19 protein-coding genes and 1 riboswitch are annotated in these 16725 nt (G+C 27.9%); of the genes, 7 read left to right on the forward strand and 12 right to left on the reverse strand.

Annotation, left to right across the window (positions count from 1 at the left end; translation table 11 throughout):
- Positions 1-131: 131 nt before the first annotated feature.
- The gene (locus tag B5E75_RS12765; RefSeq protein ID WP_087359895.1) at positions 132-755 is read right to left on the reverse strand and encodes a DUF6198 family protein; all 624 of its coding nucleotides are present in this window, start codon (positions 753-755) and stop codon (positions 132-134) included.
- Positions 756-852: 97 nt separating this feature from the next.
- On the opposite strand from B5E75_RS12765, the gene B5E75_RS12770 reads away from it, so the two are divergent.
- Entirely contained in the window at positions 853-1695 is an 843-nt protein-coding gene (locus B5E75_RS12770) for a LysR family transcriptional regulator (RefSeq protein WP_087359898.1), read from the forward strand.
- A 12-nt stretch (positions 1696-1707) separates the two neighbouring features.
- Here the strand turns inward: B5E75_RS12770 and lysA are convergent, their stop codons facing one another.
- The 4 genes from lysA to B5E75_RS12790 are packed head-to-tail and all read right to left on the reverse strand — an operon-like array spanning position 1708 to position 5133.
- Entirely contained in the window at positions 1708-3018 is a 1311-nt protein-coding gene (gene lysA, locus B5E75_RS12775) for a diaminopimelate decarboxylase (RefSeq protein WP_087359901.1), read from the reverse strand.
- 12 nt (positions 3019-3030) lie between these two features.
- Positions 3031-3774, reverse strand: coding sequence for a 4-hydroxy-tetrahydrodipicolinate reductase (gene dapB / locus B5E75_RS12780; RefSeq protein WP_087359904.1), 744 nt, complete (start codon positions 3772-3774; stop codon positions 3031-3033).
- Between the two features lies 1 nt (position 3775).
- On the reverse strand, positions 3776-4672 hold the full coding sequence (gene dapA, locus B5E75_RS12785) for a 4-hydroxy-tetrahydrodipicolinate synthase (protein ID WP_087359907.1): 897 nt from the start codon (positions 4670-4672) through the stop codon (positions 3776-3778).
- Positions 4673-4683: 11 nt separating this feature from the next.
- Positions 4684-5133, reverse strand: coding sequence for an ACT domain-containing protein (locus tag B5E75_RS12790; protein ID WP_087359910.1), 450 nt, complete (start codon positions 5131-5133; stop codon positions 4684-4686).
- Between the two features lie 66 nt (positions 5134-5199).
- Positions 5200-5372: riboswitch (Lysine riboswitch) on the reverse strand.
- Between the two features lie 90 nt (positions 5373-5462).
- Between B5E75_RS12790 and B5E75_RS12795 the strand changes: the two genes are divergently transcribed.
- From B5E75_RS12795 to B5E75_RS12815, 5 genes are all read left to right on the forward strand, one after another.
- Complete coding sequence (locus B5E75_RS12795; protein ID WP_162607695.1) at positions 5463-6518, forward strand: metallophosphoesterase; 1056 nt, start codon at positions 5463-5465, stop codon at positions 6516-6518.
- Positions 6519-6588: 70 nt separating this feature from the next.
- Complete coding sequence (locus B5E75_RS12800) at positions 6589-7257, forward strand: BglG family transcription antiterminator (protein ID WP_087359943.1); 669 nt, start codon at positions 6589-6591, stop codon at positions 7255-7257.
- A gap of 77 nt (positions 7258-7334) precedes the next feature.
- Positions 7335-7757 carry an ATP-binding cassette domain-containing protein gene (locus B5E75_RS12805; RefSeq protein WP_162607696.1) on the forward strand — a complete coding sequence of 141 codons (423 nt, stop codon included), beginning with the start codon at positions 7335-7337 and terminating at the stop codon, positions 7755-7757.
- A 14-nt stretch (positions 7758-7771) separates the two neighbouring features.
- Complete coding sequence (locus tag B5E75_RS12810; RefSeq protein WP_143746968.1) at positions 7772-8047, forward strand: P-loop NTPase family protein; 276 nt, start codon at positions 7772-7774, stop codon at positions 8045-8047.
- Positions 8022-9152, forward strand: a complete 1131-nt coding sequence (locus tag B5E75_RS12815) for a hypothetical protein (RefSeq protein ID WP_087359922.1) — start codon at positions 8022-8024, stop codon at positions 9150-9152. The genes B5E75_RS12810 and B5E75_RS12815 overlap by 26 nt, the downstream gene beginning before the upstream one ends.
- A gap of 49 nt (positions 9153-9201) precedes the next feature.
- Here B5E75_RS12815 and B5E75_RS12820 read toward each other — a convergent pair whose 3' ends face one another.
- From B5E75_RS12820 to B5E75_RS12850, 7 genes are all read right to left on the reverse strand, one after another.
- The gene (locus tag B5E75_RS12820) at positions 9202-10542 is read right to left on the reverse strand and encodes an MATE family efflux transporter (protein WP_087359925.1); all 1341 of its coding nucleotides are present in this window, start codon (positions 10540-10542) and stop codon (positions 9202-9204) included.
- Positions 10543-10644: 102 nt separating this feature from the next.
- Entirely contained in the window at positions 10645-10866 is a 222-nt protein-coding gene (locus B5E75_RS12825) for a hypothetical protein (RefSeq protein WP_087359928.1), read from the reverse strand.
- Between the two features lie 2 nt (positions 10867-10868).
- Positions 10869-12203 (reverse strand): tRNA uridine-5-carboxymethylaminomethyl(34) synthesis GTPase MnmE, encoded by a 1335-nt coding sequence (gene mnmE, locus B5E75_RS12830; RefSeq protein WP_087359931.1) that lies wholly within the window; start codon positions 12201-12203, stop codon positions 10869-10871.
- Positions 12204-12293: 90 nt separating this feature from the next.
- On the reverse strand, positions 12294-13070 hold the full coding sequence (locus tag B5E75_RS12835) for an ABC transporter ATP-binding protein (protein ID WP_087359934.1): 777 nt from the start codon (positions 13068-13070) through the stop codon (positions 12294-12296).
- On the reverse strand, positions 13067-14323 hold the full coding sequence (locus B5E75_RS12840) for an FtsX-like permease family protein (protein ID WP_087359937.1): 1257 nt from the start codon (positions 14321-14323) through the stop codon (positions 13067-13069). Before B5E75_RS12840 ends, B5E75_RS12835 begins: the two co-directional genes overlap by 4 nt.
- A 14-nt stretch (positions 14324-14337) precedes the next feature.
- A complete protein-coding gene (locus B5E75_RS12845; protein WP_087304817.1) occupies positions 14338-14973 on the reverse strand; it encodes a hypothetical protein in 636 nt (211 codons plus the stop codon).
- Position 14974: 1 nt separating this feature from the next.
- Entirely contained in the window at positions 14975-15571 is a 597-nt protein-coding gene (locus B5E75_RS12850; RefSeq protein ID WP_087359940.1) for a hypothetical protein, read from the reverse strand.
- 308 nt (positions 15572-15879) lie between these two features.
- Between B5E75_RS12850 and B5E75_RS12855 the strand changes: the two genes are divergently transcribed.
- The coding region (locus tag B5E75_RS12855) for an AAA family ATPase (RefSeq protein WP_162607697.1) at positions 15880-16725 on the forward strand (846 nt) is incomplete at its 3' end.

Below are 16725 nucleotides of genomic sequence, written 5' to 3' on the forward strand. Positions count from 1 at the left end.
TTTATATTTAGGATTTTGACTTTTTGCTTCAACACTAACACATAACATGCAGACAAGAATAATAAAAATAAGCTTTTTTAGATTGTTCATAATTTCACCTCATAGTGGAATTATGAACATATTTAAAAACTTTATACCTCAATAAATAATCTTTTTTGAAGAAGATATTGCCAGACTTTAATAAGCCTACCAATCATAACTGCTGAAATGATAGTTCCTATACCTATTCCCATAATAGGATTATGTGTTATCCAACTTAAAACAAGTGAACATAAAATCATAGAAATATCAAACATATTTTTAACATTATAGAAAGGATAATGGAAAACTTCACTTATCGTTTTGACAATGCCATCTCCTGGATTTAATACAAAGTTTGTTTCACTTGTCAAATAAACGCCTAAAGAAATACAAAGTAAAGCAATACATAATAATAACAGTGAATATACAAAAGAAGATGGTGTTATATGAATAATATAATCATAAAAATCATTAAGATAACCAAATACAAAAGATAGTGGTATTTCTAAAAGGTACTCCTTCGTTATTCTCTTTGATAATAAACATTGTATTCCAACAAACATAATATACCAGATAATAGAGGCTGTTCCTAATAACATATGAAATATTTGGCTTGTTGTATAAATGGAACTTGATAAAGCAGCAACTCCTAGTCCTGTAGAAATATTCAATACAATTCCTAATGCTAAAAAATTTAAACCTATAATATAAATAATGATTTTTTCATAATCCAACTCCTCGTATACTTATTTTAATCAATTTACCATAATTATCTAATATAAAAATAATATAATATAATAACTAAAAGTTATAATAAAGGAGATAATTTCTATGAATATTCAACAATTAAAATGCTTTGTCGAAGTTTCTAAAACTTTAAACTTTACAAAAGCCAGTCAAAATCTATTTATTTCTCAAACAGCTGTTAGTAATCATATTAAACATTTAGAAGAAACACTTGGTTTTCAGTTATTTATAAGAAACAAAAAGAATGTGCAGTTAACTCAGCAACGAGAAATCTTTTTAAAAAGTGCTCTTAAAGTCTTAGAAGCAAATCAAGAATGTTATCAAACAATTCAATATTTACATCATGAGAATTTTGGTCAATTAAAAATTGGATATTTAAAAGGTATTGAACATTGCATTATGATTAAAAATATTCAGAATTTTTATCAACACAATAAACATATGGATATTCAGCTTTATCGTGATTCTAGACAAGAAATTGAAGAGCTGTTAAAAAATCATAAAGTCGATTGTGTATTTACGGCTAGAGTTGGTCATGATCCTATTCCTTTTGAAGAACAATTTGACTATCTGCATATCTATTCTTATCCATTTGTTGTTGCTATGAGTAAAAATCACGTTTTATCTTCATATTCATCTTTAAACTATTTTGATATAAAAAATCAAACACACGTGATTATGGATACAAGTCATCCTGATTTTATAAGCCATGATTTAGATACTCTTTTCATGCATTTAGCTATTAGTCAAGATACGGCCATCTTAGCCCAATTTGTTGAAGATTATTATGCTTATCAAAAATATCTTTGCTTTTTGCCTTTAAAAGACTTTTCTCAACAATTCCATATTTATCTGATCTGGCATAAAAACTCTCAAAATAAAAGTTTGAATGCATTTTTACAAAGTATCAAAAAAGAGAAAGAATAATGTTTCTTCCTCTTATTGATAGTCTTCCTGTACATCAAAAGCAATTAAATCATCAAAAGTCTGTCTTCTAATGACTAATTTACTTTTACCTTGATAAGTAAAGACAACTGCTGGTTTTGGTAGCTGATTGTAATTTGATGACATAGAATAATGATATGCACCAGTAGAAAATTGAGCAAATATATCTCCGGGTTCAGGATAAGGTAACATAATTTCCTTAACGACAATATCTGCTGACTCACAAATCTTTCCAGCTACTGTTACCTTTGTATCACGACGTTCATAAGCTTTATTAACAATAATACCATCATATTGTGCATCATATAAAGCCGTTCTAATATTATCTGTCATACCACCATCCACACTCATATAAGTACGGACATCTGGGATATCTTTTACAGAACCTACAGTATACAATGTAATACCAGCATTTCCTACAACATAACGTCCCGGTTCTACTAAAACCATTGGCATATCCCAACCACGTTTATCATATCCATCTTTAATAATATTCATAATTTCAGATGTGATTGTTTCAAATTCTAGTGGTTCATCTTTTTTCGTATAGGCGATTCCATAACCACCACCGGCATTAATCACTTTGACCATGACACCTAACTGATCATATATTTCATAAGCAAAACGAACAAATCTATGCATTGCACTAATATAAGCATATAAATCAAAAACCTGTGAACCAATATGACAATGAATACCTTCAAATTCAATATGAGCTGAATCTACAATTTGTTGAATCGCTTTTAAATAAATGCCGTTTCTGGCACTAAAGCCAAACTTTGTATCTTTGTGACCAGTTTGGATATAACCATGTCCCCCAGCCTTAATTTCTGGAACAACTCTTACTGTTGCATAAATTGTTTTATCATATTTTTTAGCATACTTTTCAACAAGTTCAATTTCATAAAAGTTATCAATCACAAAATGATCAACATCATGAGCAATCGCATAATCTATTTCTGATGGAAGTTTATTATTTCCGTGGAAATAAATCTTATGTGGATCAAATCCTGCTTTTAAAGCAATAGAAATTTCTCCAGCACTGACACAATCAATACCAATACCAAATTCACTGGTAATACGATAAATTTCTAAACAACTAAATGATTTAGAAGCAAATAGTGGTAAAACATGATCATATTTATCCAAGAACTTTGTTTTTAATTCGTTCAATTGATGTCTTATATGACCTTCACTCATCACATAAAGTGGTGTTCCATATTTTTTCACTAAATCCATTGCATCCACATCGTCTATATATAAGCTACGATCTCTTATTTGAGCAAATTGTGTTTGTAAAACCATTTTTATTCCCCTTTAATATAAATTCTTTAAACTAAATAACCCATTATCTTTATCTACAATCTTCAAACAGGCACTAATCGCTCCTTGAACAAAAACTTCTTTTGATAAAGCTGTATGTTTCACTTCAATAATCTCATCATGCCCTGCAAATAAAACAGTGTGTTCCCCAAAGATTGTTCCTGCTCTTACTGATTGAATGCCTACTTCTTTCTTCTCACGTTTATGATGAACTGTTGAACGATCATAAACTTCTTTTGTTTCATTAATATCTTCATGAATCACATCATATAAAAGTTTTGCGGTACCACTTGGAGCATCTATTTTTTGATTATGATGTTTTTCTATAATTTCAATATCATAATCATTATCATAAAATTCTTTAGCTACTTCTTTTACAATCTTTGTTAGCATTGATACACCAAAAGAAGTGTTGTATGATTGAAAAATAGGAATTTGAGAAGAAGCTTCTTCAATATGTAAAATTTGTTGTTGTGTATATCCAGTTGTTGCTAAAACGAGAGCACAATGATTTTTAACACCGAACTTTAAAATATCACTTAAATTATCCGGATGTGAAAAATCAATAATTGCATCAATCTTTTCATTGACTTCACTTAATGATGTATACATTTTTTCGTCAATTTTCGCATCAAAGACAGGTGAAACAACACCCACTAAATTCATTTGTGTGTTGTTTCTTACAGCTTGGGCAACTTTTTTACCCATTAAACCAAATCCATAAACTAATACATTCATTTTAATAACCCTTCTTTTCAAATCTTTCCATTGCATCAAATAATAATTGTTTATTGGCTTGTGTTGTTGGAATTAAAGGTCTTCTTACCATTTCCCCACAAACACCCATTTTCTTTAAAGCTGCTTTAGGCATAATTGGGTTAACATCAACAAATAAATATTTGCTGACATCATTAAAATCATATGCCATTTCTTGTGCCAGTTTCATATCACCTTTTAATACAGCTTGAGCAAATTTTTCTGTTTCCCTTGGATAAAGATTAGATAATACAGAAATCACACCTTTTCCTCCAGCTGCTATAAACGGTAAAATATTATCATCACAACCACTGTACATATCAAAATCTAAATCTCTTGTCTGTGTTAAAACATCCATTGCATAAGCAATATTATCTGTTGCATCTTTCATGGCCTTAATATTTCTATGTTTTGCTAGTTCTACAACTGTATCTACACTAATATTCATTCCTGTACGTCCCGGAACATTATAAAGAATCATTGGAATATCCACACGATCAGCAATATAAGTATAATGTTCAATAAGCCCTCTTTGACTTGTTTTATTGTAGTATGGTGTCACAACTAATATTGCATCAGCTCCTACTTCCTTAGCAAACTTTGCTTTTTTCAAAGCTGTTTCTGTATCATTAGAACCTGCACCTGCAATGACTTTGATACCTGTTCCTTTTGTCATTTCCATAACAATTTTTGTTAATTCAAATTCTTCATCAATATGAATTGTTGGTGTTTCACCTGTTGTTCCATTTACTAAAATAGCTTGAACACCACCATCAATCATTCTTTGAACTTGTCTTTTAAAACCATCATAATCAATACTTCCATCATCTAACATGGGTAATACAAGCGCAACTGCACTTCCTTCAAAAATTGGTTCCATAAATAACCCTCCTATTTATATTCTTTTTTTATTTCTGACATAGCTAAATCAACACATTCCAATGGAATAACACAAGAAATAGATACTTCTGATGTTGTGACTTGAAGCAAAGGAATTTGATGTTTTCCTAAAACAGTAAATACTGCTGCTGCCACACCAACTTCATCTTTCATAGCATCACTTTCAATCTTAATTTTAGCGACTTGTCTATTTTGATAAATTTGTATACGTGGATGTTTTGTTCTTATTAAAGACAGTGCTTCATCTAAATTCTTTTGATCATCTTGACTACATGTAAAATCAATACGCATTTCATCTTCTAAAATCACTTCTGAAATCATATCAATATTCACATTCATTGAAGAAATTGTTTGAAAAATATCTCCAACAAATAATGAATTCTTTTCTACATTCATCAATTTGACTTGAATAATATGACTATCAGATTCAATCAATTTCATTACTTTCACCTTCTTTTATTAATAAAAAATTGCAATGGGACCATTGCAATAATAAAGATGATTTTATTAAGCAATAGCACACCACTTTATCCTAAAGTGACAGTGATATAGATATTCTCTATACCCCCAGGCAATAATCACATGCAAATAATTATCCCTTCGGCAATCGTTCCTCCTTCTTTTTTAGTTGCACCTATTCATATAAAAGAACTCTTAACTCTTGCACCTCTATCTTTTTTTAATACTATCATATGCGTTCTTTGAAAGCAACCTTTATTTTTTGTTCAATTATGTTATACTTGTAAAAAAGAAAAGAGGTGTTCTTCATGATGCTTTTATTCTATACAATTTTATCTCTCTTTCTCATTATAGCACCTTTTTACTACTTCCTGTGTATATTTAAATATATGAAAAAAAGTGGACGTTATATTCTTTATCTTTGTACAAGTTTATCAATAGTCACTATTTTATTGAAAGTTTTATTGAAACCATCTTTTGATTTATGGTTTAACATTGTTAGCTTTTATATACTTTGTAGCTTTCTTTTGATGTTATGTTTGTTGATTTATCAACTCTGGTGTCATATTTTTAAGCAATCTTTTCAAAAATGGATTCTTTTCATATGTGTATTTATATCTATTTTTACAACTGGGATAGGTTACTATTCTCATTTTCATAAAGAAATAACACATTATAATATTTTAATTCATAAAGAAACATCTTTAGATTCTTTAAACATAGCATTTATTAGTGATATTCATATTGGCAGTGGAACAACACCTCAAGATATTCAAAATCTTGTAAAAAAACTTAATCAAAAACAATATGATTTAGTATGTTTAGGTGGAGATATTTTTGATGAATCCTCATCTATTGATAGAATTCATCAGGCCTTACAAATTCTTTCAACAATCCATAGCCAATATGGTATTATTGCGATTGATGGTAATCATGAAAAATATATATCTCTTTCTACTCGTGAACTCTATCAAAAATACAATATAACTTATTTAAATGAAAACTTTGTATGTATTGATGGTCTTTTTAATATAATAGGACGAGAAGATGTTAGTTATCATTCTTCTCACTCTATAGAAGATATTTGTCAAAACATGGATTCATCATTACCAACTATTGTCTTAGATCATAATCCTCAACGTTACCAAGAAAACTTAGAGATTGCTGATCTACAACTTTCAGGTCATACTCATGCAGGACAAGTCTTTCCTGGTTCTATTATTACTGGATTGATTTATGATAATGACTATGGTTTATTAACAAATCAAGATCAATCTTTGATTGTTTCTAGTGGTTTTGGATCATGGGGTTATCCTATAAGATTATTGACTCATTGTGAATATATTGAAGTACATGTTTCATTTTAAGAAAAAATTTTTTTATGGTAGACTTTTGATTTCAAATAATATATCATATGAAAAGCGAGGTAAGGGTTATATGGTTATAGAATTAGATAGTCAATATGAAAATAGAAAAGAAGTAATTGAAGGTATTGTAAAAAAGATTATTGAAGAACATCACATTGAAATATCTGAAGTATCCTTTGATAATTTAATTATTCATCTTTCTTTATGTCTTTCTAGAGAAATTAATGGAACTTATATTCCAACAAGTGAAAGTCAAATTAATCATTTAAAAAATCACGAATATTATCAAGTTTCTAAACAAATTGTTAATGAATTAGATCAACAATTTCATGTTGAAATAGATGAAAATCAAGTTCAATATGTTACAATGTATCTAGCAAATATCAATCTTTTAGATATTGATTTTAATTGTGAATTTGATTTATGTGATGATGAAACTGAAGATATTATTAATGAAACTATTAATCGTATTCAAAACGATCTTCAATTAGATTTAAGAAAAAATAAAGAGTTCTATACAGGTATGACATTACATTTCTATCCTGCATTAGATCGTTTACAAAATAATCGTCAACTCACTGATAATCCATTAAAAGATAAGATTCAAGCTCAATTTCAATTAGAATATAAATGTGCTGAAATCTTTAATGACATTGTGGAACAACATTATCATAAAAGATTTAATGAACATGAATTAGCTTATATTGCTTTACATTTTGGTACAGCATTAAAAAAATAAAATGAAATTAACCAGAAATCATACAGAGTGATATGACTTCTGGTTTTATATTTATTATGATAAAAAGGAGAACTTATATGGATATTCATATTCAAAACTTAGACTTTGCCTATAAAAAAGAAATAATATTTCATCAGCTTAATGCATCACTTCACTTCAATAAGGATTGCATCGTTCTTATGGGACATAATGGTGCTGGAAAAACAACCCTTTTTAATCTTATATGTGGTATATTGACACCCCAATCTGGAAAAATAAGCATCTCTAAACCTAATGATATTGCTTATCTTCCCTATGACAGTAATCTTTACTTTAATCTTACTGTTATAGCAAATATTAAATTCTGGTATCAAATATATAACAATCAATCTTTGAATTTAAATGATGCTTTCTTTAATGAATTGATTGATTGTCTGAAATTAAGGCAACTTCTTAACAAAAAATGTATTCACTTATCTTCAGGAGAAGAAAAAAAGTTGCTTTTCTTATCACTATTTTGAGTCACTCAAAACTTATGATATTAGATGAACCTTTTAATGGAATTGATCCCATTTCCACAATAGAAATTACAAATCTCATTAACTCATTAACAAAAAAAGGATTCAATTTTCTCATCTCTTCACATCAATTGGATATTTTAGAAAAAGTTGCAACACAATATATCATCATGAAAGATTACAAAATTATTGAAATGAATTATAAAAATAAAATAAATAATGAATCATTTTATAAAAAGTATAAAGAAATATATGGAGATGAAAGTCATGAAAACATGGTTGAATATATTTAAAATACAGCTCTATTTAAGATATCCATTGAAAACTTTATTTATTGCATTCATAAGCATGATTACCTTTGCTACATTAACTATCTATATGAGTATCAATCCACTCAATATATTATTTACACCAGAAGTCATGAATATTATTTCTACAAAATTAAGTCTTTCTTATTTATCTCTTTTGAGTTTATCTGGTATTATCACATATTTATCTTATAATGGTTTTCTAGAAGATTCAGCTATTTTTATGTCAATGATTGCTAAAAAAATAAATCTTTTCTATATTATCTTAGCAAAGATTTCTGCCAGTCTAGTGTATTCTATTGTTCCCATTATTGCCACTTTTATTATTAATTATTTTTTTACAAATCTTCCTATACATATCTTAAGTATGCTTATTCTTTCTGAATTCATGATATTTTATATTATTTATTTTCTTGTATATTCATTATGCAATGAGAAAAACTTTGGTTTAATTCTTGCCTATACATTAGTTATATTTTCTATCATCAGTGTGCTTATTGATATCAAACTTCTTTTTATAATGACACTCCCTTTATTTATATTATGCAGTATATTCTTTTATTTACATCTTAACACTATTCTTACCAATTCAATGTTCAATATAAGAAAGGAACCATTTTCTTATTTAAAAGAAAAAATTGATCAATTCATATATTTAACCACTTATCATATAACTTGTTTCTTCTCAAGATATTCTAATAATTATCAATTTCAGGCAATCTTATATAAAGATTTCTATTATTTTATTCTTCATTTTCCACAACTTCTTATCTTATATCTTTGTTTAATTCCTGTTCCTAAAGAATTTGTATTTGTATCTTATATGTGTCTACAATTATCAATCTATAATTTTTATAGAAGAATTGTTGTAGAAGATCGTCAACTCTTGCAGCTAAGATTAATTTCTTATAAAGCGTTTTTCATATTTAAGTTTATTATTCTTAATATTTTTAATGTCATATACTCAATCATCTTTTATTTTATCTATCCTTTTTCTATATATCAGATTTTGATGAATATATTGATAATATTTATTATAGTTTTGTTTAATCATGTATTATCTTATTTCAAACTATTTAGATACATTTAATGAATATGTATAAAGGGAATCCTATATGAGATTCCCTTTTTTATTTAGTCTAAACAAATGCATGTTTACGAACTTTAAAATAACAAATAAGTTGTGCTGTTAAAGTTAAAATCCATGAAATTGGATAAGAAACATAAAGTATAAATAAACTATGATTCATTTGGAAAATGGTAAAAATCCAAATAACTCTAAATAGACAAGCTCCTGTTAAAGAGATAAGCATTGGCATCATGGAATAACCCATACCTCTTAAACTTCCTACAATGACATCCATAATACCACATAAAAAATAGGATGCACTTACAATACTTAAACGAATAAGACCAGATGAAATAACTTGTGGATCAGTTGAATAAATTGTTAATAAAATATTTCCTAATAGATAAGCTCCAAATCCTAAAACAAAACCTATAACACTAACAACAGCTAAACATCTTACGAGAATTTGATTCACTCTTGAATAATTTTTTGCTCCCATATTTTGACTTGTAAAACTTAAAGATGTCTGATAAATAGAGTTCATAGCTGTATAAACAAATCCTTCAATATTACTTGCTGAAGTATTACCGGCGACTATAATAGAACCAAATGAATTGACTGATGATTGAATTAAAACATTAGAAATATTAAAAACCATTCCCTGTAATCCTGCAGGTAAACCAATTTTCAACATTTTAATTAATTTATCTTTATGAAAATGTAATTTATCTTTTGATAATTTTAAAACACCATCTGCTTGAATCAAACATCTCATGACTAATATAGCAGAAATACATTCAGACATAGCAGTAGAAATTGCAACTCCAGCAACTCCTAAATGAAATACAATGACAAATATTAAATTAAATATCACATTAATAATACCTGCCAATGTTAAAAAATAAAGTGGTCTTTTGGTATCACCAACAGTTCTTAATAATGCTGCCCCAAAGTTATAAATCATAAAACCTGGCATACCAACAAAATAAATACGCATATAAAGTGTTGCTAAATCAATAACATCACTTGGTGTCCCCATCAGCTGTAACATAGGTTCAGCTAGAATATTTCCCACAAATATCATGAGAATTCCACCATAAATAGCTGTACAGATGGCAGTATGTACTGTTTCCGATGCATTTTTATCATCGTTAGCTCCACAAAATCTTCCAAATAAAACATTAGCACCAACAGATATTCCGATAAACAAATTGACCAATAAGTTAATCAAAGAACTTGTCGAACCTACAGCTGCTAAAGCTTCACTTCCCGTAAATCTTCCAACAACAATAATATCTGCTGCATTAAAAAGTAACTGTAATATCCCCGATAGCATCAATGGTACTGAAAAAATAATAATTTGTTTTAACAATGGTCCATGACACATATCAATTTCATAACTTCTACTCATCGTTTTCTCCCCTTTCCCTCGTTTGCTTATTATAGCACTCTTGTCTAAAAATAAGGAATCTTTTCTCTTTTTGAAATGAAAAAGATGAATTTCTTCATCTTCTTACTTACGTTTCAATATTAAATATAAAACATATAAAATGACGCATTCTAAAAGACAGGCTAAAGTCAATAATATAGCAAAATAACTGATGATAGAAAGTGTAGAATTATTTCGATTAAAAGCTGTAACAACCAGAAAAACAATCATACTAATTAAACCAATGGTTCTTAAATATTTAAAAAATTTATAATATCTTTCTGCTAAAAATTGATACTTTTTCATCTTTATTTACCTATACAAAAGCGTTTAAATAATTCATCTAATAAATCTTCTTTTGCTCTTTCTCCTAATATTTCTTTTAAACTTTCCCAGCTATCATATAAATCAGTAACAATTAAATCTGTTGGTATAGATTGTTCCATCGCTGTAATAGCATTTTTTAATGACTGATTGGCTCTTTCTAATAATTGAATTTGTCTGGCATTCGCTAATATATCATCTTGTGAAGATGTAATTTTCCCTAATTCAAACATTTCTTTAATCTTTTGAATTAATGGCTCTATATCATGATTTTTCGCACTAATTTCAATACCATCAATATCATTGATTTGTCCTTGATCCTTTTTATTTATAACAATAATTCTTTGCGTATCTTTAGATAATTCTAATAATTCCTGATCTTCCCTCGTTAGTGGTTGAGAACCATCTAATACAAGTAATACTAAATCTGCTTGATGAATCAGTTCTTTTGATTTATGAACTCCAATATTTTCGACAATATCATCTGTATCTCTAATGCCTGCTGTATCAATCATGTTTAAAACAATATGATCCAAACGAATCGTTCCTTCAACAATATCTCTTGTTGTTCCTGCAATATCTGTAACAATCGCTTTATCTTCATCTAATAAAGCATTCAATAAACTTGATTTTCCAACATTAGGTTTTCCTATAATCACAGTAGAAATACCATCTTTTAATAAATGAACATTTTTAGATGAATCAATAATATGATTCATCTTTTCTTGTAATTGAACACTTCTAGGAAGTAGAGATTGAGCTGTTAATTCTTCTACATCTTCATATTCAGGATAATCAATATTGACTTCTATTTGGGTAATAATTTGAATTAGATCTTCTTTTAAATCTTCAATAAAATGACTGATATTTCCTTGTATTCCTTTTAATGCTAATTGAGAAGCATAATCATTTTTGGCACTAATCAAATCACTAATTGCTTCAGCCTGTGATAAATCAATACGTCCATTTAAAAAAGCTCTTTTAGAAAATTCTCCATGTTCTGCCATACGGGCACCTTTTTTTAAACAAAGGTTTAACACCTTTTGTGTAATAAAAATACCACCATGACAGTTAATCTCTACCATTTCTTCACCAGTAAATGTTTTATGTCCTCGATATATATTTACTAAAACTTCATCTATTTTTTCATTGCCATCTTTTATAAATCCATATGTAATCGTATGACTTGCTTTATCCATGATTTTTCCTGTAAAAAATGCTTGAACAAAAGCTATACAGTCTTTTCCACTTAATCGAATAATAGATATAGCTGCTTCTAATCTTGAAGTCGCTATTGCAACAATAATATCATCATTCATGAAATCATTTCCTTTCTTTTTCATATAGTATAACAATATCTTTTCAAAATATCTATGCAGATATAGAAAAAAGGAAACAAAAAGTTTCCTTCATCCATTTTGAAATAACATATATCTTTCTTGAGAATTCAATTTCACAATATGTTTAAAGTATTCATTTTGATTTTGAAAATCATCTCTATGCAACTGTTCTGTTATTTTTCCATCTTGTATATATAATAATCTTGATGCATAAGATGCAACCATAACATCATGAGTGACTAATACAATCGTTTTACGTTCTTTTTCATGAAATGCTTTTAAAATATTCATTAATTCAAAGGTATTTTGACTATCGAGATTTCCTGTAGGTTCATCAGCAATAATCATCTCTGGTTGCCCTATAAATGCTCTTGCTATGGCAACTCTTTGTTTTTGTCCTCCTGAACATTCTCCCGGATATTTTTTTAATATATCTTCAACTCCTATTTTATAAGAAATTTTTTGTACTCTTTCTTTAATCTTGTTGGTAGGGACATTATTCATTGATAAGGGAAAAGCAATGTTTTCTTCAATTGTTAAATAATCTAAGAGTTGATAATCTTGAAATATAAAACCAATTTTTTGATTTCTAAACTGACAAATTTCATAATCAGTGAAATGAGATAAGGGTTGACCATATAAATAAACCTGACCATCTGTAGGTTGATCCATCGTTGACAGACATTGAATTAAAGTTGTTTTTCCTGAACCCGATGGCCCCATAATAGCAATAAATTCTCCATCTTTCACTTCTAAGGAAACATGATCCAATGATTTCACTGGATAATCTGTCATCTGGTCATATATTTTTGTTAGACTTTGAGCCACTATAATAACACCATTCATAACAAAGCCTCCTTTAAATATTGTTTTGTTGAATAATAACAAATCAGCATTGATATCAATACATTACATATAAAATAACCCATAATCACTGCAATAATAGTGAATGACATATGACTCAAGATATAGAATTTTATAAAAATAACAATAATATATAAACCTGGTAATAAACTTACCATCATATAGAAAAGTAACCATTCTTTTTTTAATAAAGTCAGTTGATGTATTTTTGTCATTCCCATTTTATGAATAAGTTGTAGTGATTTTTTCTTTTGATGATTCATCATTAAATTCTTATATGTCATACAAAACATAATCATCGGTAACATAATGATATAAGCTATAATCATTCTATACATCTCAATACTGTTATCAAGATTAAAACAAACCAAAGTGACCATAATAATACTTACAATCATAAATATTTGTATAAATAAAACTGTATATTTTAGTTTTAAAAAGATTTCACCATAGACAATCAGTTGATCAACTTGATTCAACCATTTTGTGCTTTTTTTCTTTTCAATAAATTCAGGTATAACATATCTTATGATTCCATATGTTCCTATAGTTCCTATAACTGAAAAGATAATATATGCTGTTGTTTGATGTTCATTAAAAATAGTTAATAATAAACCACAAAGATAAATAATGATATAAATTCGGCTTGAAAGAGTTATAAATGTTGCTTTTCGATATTTATTTTGTTTTGTTCCATTCAACATCTTGATTATATTTCCACGATACACATAGCCAATATTTAAAATCAAAGAAATCACATATAAACAAGACATCATTAATATTGTTTGAAAGAGTGTATCTTTTAAAATATAAACATCAGTATTGATATTTATAAGAACATATAAATAATTTATCATAGAAGGTGTTATCAAAATACCAAGTAGAATACCTACAAGACTTCCGATGAAATAAAGACATGTATTTTGATAAAAAAGATAGAAAATAAATCTTTTATTTGTCATCCCACATATTTTCATTAAAGAAATTTCTTGATTCTTATTTTCTAAAACATAGATATTCGTATAAATAATCAGACATCCAGTAAACATCACAACAAATAGTGTTGTAGCTGAACCCATCATCATCTTACTATAATAACTGACATCTAATGCAAAATAAGGATCATATAGTAATGCTAAGAAAATATAACAGATTACAGCCATAATCATAATAGTTATACCAAATAATAAAGATATTTTCTTTTGCCTCAATAAATTTTTTATCGCAAATTTCATTGTTTACATCCCCTTTATGATTTTAACTGAGAAATATTACATTTTGCATCAGTATAAACATTTTTAGCATGTTCTTCATCAATCATTTCTAACATACCATAAGCATCATTATAAACTTCTAAATTTTCTTTTTCTTTGACAAAGAACAAATAATCTTTTTGTTGTTGTGCTCTAAAATAAGCTTCTGGTACAACCTCAACATATGCTGTACTTCTAATTTGATCTGGTAGCTGTTCTAAACTGCCTTTATCTAACAAAGTTTCTTTTGGATAGTTAGCATAAGTTGAAGCCGATACACTTCCACCATCTCGCCATATAGTCACTTGTTGATCTAATTGACCTTTGATCATCTTCTTAATTGTAATTTTCATACTTTGTTTAATTTTTCCATTATCATAAATTTGAGATTTGTCATATTGATCCATTGTTCCAACAAAAACATAATCCACTTGATTCATCATATCTTGAGGATCAGTCATATCATATTTTTTATCTACTCTTTCTAATTGGGCACATAACTTATCCATATTATAATAAGTATGATAACCATTCACATCTGTAGTATTCGCATCATCAAAACTAGGAACATCTGCTTTTCCACATCCTACTAATACAAAACTCATTAAAATCATCAATATTTTTCTTTTCATTTTATTTATTCTCCTGTTTATTTTGTATATATTGATTTAAAATAGTATCAATTTTCTGGCCATCATCTTGAAGAATCATAGCATTAATCAGATTATATGTTTTCCCATCTTTTAATTGAAAATAATAATCATATGTGTTCATTTCTGTTGCAAGATTTGATCCGGGAATTTTCATAAATCTTGTAACTTTTTGGACTTGAACATGATCAATCTGATCATAATGAACATGATGAAGTTGTTCTTTTCCTTTAAGCATATCTCTTGCATATTTTATTCTTTCTTTAAAAGTTTTATTATCAACATAATGAATTCCAGAATCATCAAACTCTACAAATAACTGACTATGTGGCTGTATAGATAAAGTATTCATTTCACCTAATCCTAATCCATAAGCAATAACTTGAATGACTATAAATAAAATCATTGTTCCAACCAAAACAGATAAGCTTGTATTAACACCATAATACATCGCAACACCTAATAAACATGAAAGAATGACTTGAATAAAAATCTTTCTTTTTAATAATGACTTTGTTAATCTTCTTCCAATGCTCACTTTATTCGTTGTTTTTTGAAAACCTAAATGACTCTTTAACATATCATTTTCCTCCTCACATTTGATTTTCTTTCCTTTTCTGCCTTCATTGAACACTATAGAGTCACTTTACAGTCAAGTCTTTTTTGGAAAAAAACTTGATTTTTATTCATTTTATTGCTTACAGCATATATCTATCTATATTTTTATCATATTCTTTTTGACATATTTATCAATAGAATTAACAACAACACTTTATAGACTTATTCTACTTTTGTTGTTTAAAAATCTCATTATTGAACCCTATCTATCTCAATGACTTTTATAAATTGCTATGGTATAATGTAATCATAAAGAAAGGAAAGATTATAATGAAGCGTATCACAACAGGAACAGAAAATTTTAAAGAATTCATGGATAAGAATTATTATTATGTTGATAAGACAATGCTTATAGATGATGTCTTAAGTGACAAGGTGATGCTGTATACAAGACCTAGACGTTTTGGAAAAACGTTAAACATGAGTATGCTTTATTATTTCTTTTCTAACAAGGAAAAAGAGAATGCTTATCTTTTTGAGGGTTTGAATGTATCAAAACATCAACATCTCATGCTTCATCAAAATCAATATCCTGTCATTTTTCTATCTTTGAAAGATTTATCTAGAGAAAATATGAATTTGCAAATAGATAAATTTAAAGCTATGATTTCAAAAGTTGTTGAAGATTATTTTGAATTAAAGGACAGTCCATATTTAAGTGAAGCTGAAAAATTAATCATTGATAACTATCATTATAAAAAATCTTCTGAGAGTGATTTAAGAGATGCTTTGTATAACTTGAGTATTTTTTTAGAAAAACATTATCATCAAAAAGTCATCATTCTCATAGATGAATATGATGTGCCTTTACAGAGTGCCTATCAACATGACTACTATGATGAAATGGTTGATTTTATAAGAAGTGTCTTTTCATCTGCTTTAAAAACTAATGATGCACTGGAAAGAGGAGTATTGACTGGCTGTCTTAGAATATCTAAAGAAAGCATCTTTACAGGTCTTAACAACTTTACAGTGAGAACCATCATGGATGTAGAAACTTCTGATTGCTTTGGATTTACCCAAGAAGAAATTGATGAACTTTTGAAATACTATAATCTTATGGATAATCGTCAAGAGATGAAGGAATGGTATGATGGCTATCTGTTTGGAAAGACG

The organism is Massiliimicrobium timonense, from assembly GCF_002160865.1.
In the GTDB taxonomy this organism is placed as follows: Bacteria; Bacillota_I; Bacilli_A; order Erysipelotrichales; family Coprobacillaceae; genus Allocoprobacillus.

Excerpts from the sequence above, each read along its gene's own strand:
- B5E75_RS12810 (WP_143746968.1), top strand. The coding sequence starts at position 7,772 with ATGATATTAGATGAACCTTTTAATGGAATTGATCCCATTTCCACAATA.
- B5E75_RS12805 (WP_162607696.1), top strand. The coding sequence starts at position 7,335 with ATGGATATTCATATTCAAAACTTAGACTTTGCCTATAAAAAAGAAATA.
- B5E75_RS12800 (WP_087359943.1), top strand. The coding sequence starts at position 6,589 with ATGGTTATAGAATTAGATAGTCAATATGAAAATAGAAAAGAAGTAATT.
- mnmE (WP_087359931.1), bottom strand. The coding sequence starts at position 12,203 with ATGAATGATGATATTATTGTTGCAATAGCGACTTCAAGATTAGAAGCA.
- lysA (WP_087359901.1), bottom strand. The coding sequence starts at position 3,018 with ATGGTTTTACAAACACAATTTGCTCAAATAAGAGATCGTAGCTTATAT.
- B5E75_RS12820 (WP_087359925.1), bottom strand. The coding sequence starts at position 10,542 with ATGAGTAGAAGTTATGAAATTGATATGTGTCATGGACCATTGTTAAAA.
- B5E75_RS12850 (WP_087359940.1), bottom strand. The coding sequence starts at position 15,571 with ATGTTAAAGAGTCATTTAGGTTTTCAAAAAACAACGAATAAAGTGAGC.
- B5E75_RS12790 (WP_087359910.1), bottom strand. The coding sequence starts at position 5,133 with ATGAAATTGATTGAATCTGATAGTCATATTATTCAAGTCAAATTGATG.
- dapB (WP_087359904.1), bottom strand. The coding sequence starts at position 3,774 with ATGAATGTATTAGTTTATGGATTTGGTTTAATGGGTAAAAAAGTTGCC.
- B5E75_RS12825 (WP_087359928.1), bottom strand. The coding sequence starts at position 10,866 with ATGAAAAAGTATCAATTTTTAGCAGAAAGATATTATAAATTTTTTAAA.
- B5E75_RS12845 (WP_087304817.1), bottom strand. The coding sequence starts at position 14,973 with ATGAAAAGAAAAATATTGATGATTTTAATGAGTTTTGTATTAGTAGGA.
- B5E75_RS12770 (WP_087359898.1), top strand. The coding sequence starts at position 853 with ATGAATATTCAACAATTAAAATGCTTTGTCGAAGTTTCTAAAACTTTA.
- dapA (WP_087359907.1), bottom strand. The coding sequence starts at position 4,672 with ATGGAACCAATTTTTGAAGGAAGTGCAGTTGCGCTTGTATTACCCATG.
- B5E75_RS12795 (WP_162607695.1), top strand. The coding sequence starts at position 5,463 with ATGCTTTTATTCTATACAATTTTATCTCTCTTTCTCATTATAGCACCT.
- B5E75_RS12815 (WP_087359922.1), top strand. The coding sequence starts at position 8,022 with ATGAAAACATGGTTGAATATATTTAAAATACAGCTCTATTTAAGATAT.
- B5E75_RS12840 (WP_087359937.1), bottom strand. The coding sequence starts at position 14,323 with ATGAAATTTGCGATAAAAAATTTATTGAGGCAAAAGAAAATATCTTTA.
- B5E75_RS12835 (WP_087359934.1), bottom strand. The coding sequence starts at position 13,070 with ATGAATGGTGTTATTATAGTGGCTCAAAGTCTAACAAAAATATATGAC.